Source organism: Mesorhizobium sp. M0983 (assembly GCF_040318975.1).
Classification (GTDB): Bacteria; Pseudomonadota; Alphaproteobacteria; order Rhizobiales; family Rhizobiaceae; genus Mesorhizobium.
In genome coordinates this window covers 1-2,225 of record NZ_JAMYNH010000057.1, presented here as the reverse complement: position 1 = coordinate 2,225, position 2,225 = coordinate 1, and the positions used below count along the sequence as shown (strand labels likewise).

Here is a 2,225-nt window from a genome sequence, read left to right as displayed (position 1 = left end):
GGCGGTAAGGGATCTGCTTGCATCAAAGAATGGTGACATGGGGACGCTCCTTAGATAGCTGCTCAACAGCGCCGAGGGTGCCACACGCTCGCCGCCGGCCATAGCATCTACACTGGGCCTGGAAGAAATCCGCCCTTAGTCCATCCTCGAAGCGTGATGGTCCACGTAAGCGCCACCCGGCGAACGTAGTCCTCTCCCGGCCAATCACAGGTGCATGGCTTGCCAAACATCCATCGTGCGGATGCGTTCCATCAATACAATCGATTTTACGAATTATAGAGAATAGCGGATATGAAAACGTCGGCCGGGAGAACAGGTCTACTGAGAATGCGAGCTGCCACTCGCCGACTAGTCAAACTGTCCAACTTCTTCCGAAAGATTCATGGACCGACCGGCGCGGTCGAGGCGGGATCATTCGAAAAAATCGCAGTTGGCTGGCGCTAGCCCCCGGAGTTCCGGTTGATATACCTTCCAGGGATGTCGCGTGTGCAATTGAGGCGTTGAGGTAAAGTTCGATGGAAATACATATGCAGGAACCGATCTCTTCATTAAAAGTACATCGGCATATCGTTTCACTTCTGCAAAAAACCGATCCCGTCATCCTGGACATCGGCTGCAATGACGGAACCGATACGCGACGTTTTCTCAGCCTTTGCCCGAAGGCACAGCTCTACTGCTTTGAGCCAGACCCTCGCGCGGCTGCTCGCTTTAAGAAAAACATGAATCCGTACCTGGACAAGGTGAAACTGTTTGAAATCGCGCTCAGCAACCGAAATGGCACGATTGATTTCCATCCAAGCAATGGAGAAGGAAGCGCGGAGGAATGGGACCAATCTGGCTCGATACGCCGACCCAAGAATCATCTTGTCGAACATGCTTGGGTTCGGTTCGATCGCCCCATGTCAGTTGAAACTCGAAGGCTTGACGACTGGTGCAGCGAAGCGAACCTGAAAAAGATCGATTTCATCTGGATGGATGTGCAGGGAGCCGAGTCAGATGTCATTGCTGGCGGCAGACAGACCTTGAGCAACACGCGCTTTATCTACACGGAATATAGCGACCACGAGCTCTATGAAGGTCAGCTGTCCCTGCAAGCCATTCTTGATCTTTTGCCTTCGTTCGAATTGCTGACCCGCTATCCACGCGGAGTGGAGGGCGATGTTTTGCTTAGGAATACGAGCCTCTAGAACAGGCCCGTTCTGCTTCCGTCCTGCTGCAGCCCTCCATCCTCATTGCAGATCACAAGCGGCTGGATTTGGGTGCGAGGATCGCACCGTGAGCGGTCGCAGCATGCTTGATTGGACCGAAGCCTGGTTGCCCTTACTGATCCGCCGGAAACAGGTTCTGCGAGGCCAGGCAAGGGAATTGGTCCCCGTGAAGGACTCGAGTTTTCAGGCTTGAGGCCACCTGAACCGCGGCCTTCGCCGAACTCGGTGAATCGAACGGAATGACCAGGCGCAATCGCGAGAGGATGTTGCCACACATGATCGCGACCGCCGCTGCGCTCGAGGTTTGCGACCAGGCACGGGGATTTTGTCCGCTCGGCTGCAGCCAGTCGGCCCTCGATACCATCGCCGCGATCCGCGCAAACATTCGATACTTTGCGCCGACTCTGGCGCGCTCGCCGCGCCCCCTAGGGGAAATGCACGCCCCCAGAATAATGCGATGCGCCGATGGGTCCAAGGCTTGTTCAGTCACGATGATTTCGGAGAAGGCTCCGGCCTTCGCCGCAGCGGAGGCGGACATCATTCCTTGGATGCCCCGCCGATGATCAGTAGTCGACGAGTCATATCCCGCTGCCCATTTCTTCGGCCACGGGGTCGGGCCAGCTCTCGATTGAGGTACGGCTGATGAAGGCAGGATGCTCGGGGTTCGCGCATGGCGCGCGCCCCAGAAGGCTGTCGAGGATGCGGCGCGCGCCAGGCCAGCAGGGTAAGATTCGGATCGGCGAGCCCGCGCTGCCCAAGGTTCGCGTTCTGTACGAAGATGCGTCTTTCACGCGGTCCGTCCCAGCACACCGAAAAATCCTCGCGAACAGCCAACTCATTGTCGATTTGTTCCAGCCGGTCCGCGATCGGTTCCAAGAAGCCTGGCACCGCGTTCTCGTAACCGGTGGCCAGGATGACGATGTCGGCCGTGACTTCTTCAACCTCGTCCATGCCGTGCTGCAGGGTCAGCCTGTGACCCGCGCCGGCGTTGATGCAGTGCGAGACGGTGCAGCCCGG

The 2,225-nt window shown here is 57.3% G+C and carries 2 protein-coding genes and 1 pseudogene; 1 reads left to right on the top strand and 2 read right to left on the bottom strand.

Translation table 11 applies throughout. The features are described from left to right. Positions 1 to 539: 539 nt before the first annotated feature. A complete protein-coding gene (locus NKH71_RS33260) occupies positions 540 to 1,187 on the top strand; it encodes an FkbM family methyltransferase (RefSeq protein ID WP_352939813.1) in 648 nt (215 codons plus the stop codon). Positions 1,188 to 1,320: 133 nt separating this feature from the next. On the opposite strand, the gene NKH71_RS33255 is transcribed toward NKH71_RS33260, so the two are convergent. Together NKH71_RS33255 and NKH71_RS33250 are read right to left on the bottom strand one after the other, a co-directional pair. Next, positions 1,321 to 1,749, bottom strand: a complete 429-nt coding sequence (locus tag NKH71_RS33255) for a hypothetical protein (protein ID WP_352896616.1) — start codon at positions 1,747 to 1,749, stop codon at positions 1,321 to 1,323. Beyond that, positions 1,746 to 2,225 (bottom strand): annotated as a pseudogene (locus NKH71_RS33250) (hypothetical protein); the annotation flags it as partial. The gene NKH71_RS33255 and the pseudogene NKH71_RS33250, both read right to left, overlap by 4 nt.

Bases quoted from the DNA above. Each gene is read 5' to 3' on its own strand.
- NKH71_RS33255 (WP_352896616.1), bottom strand. From the start codon at position 1,749: ATGATGTCCGCCTCCGCTGCGGCGAAGGCCGGAGCCTTCTCCGAAATC.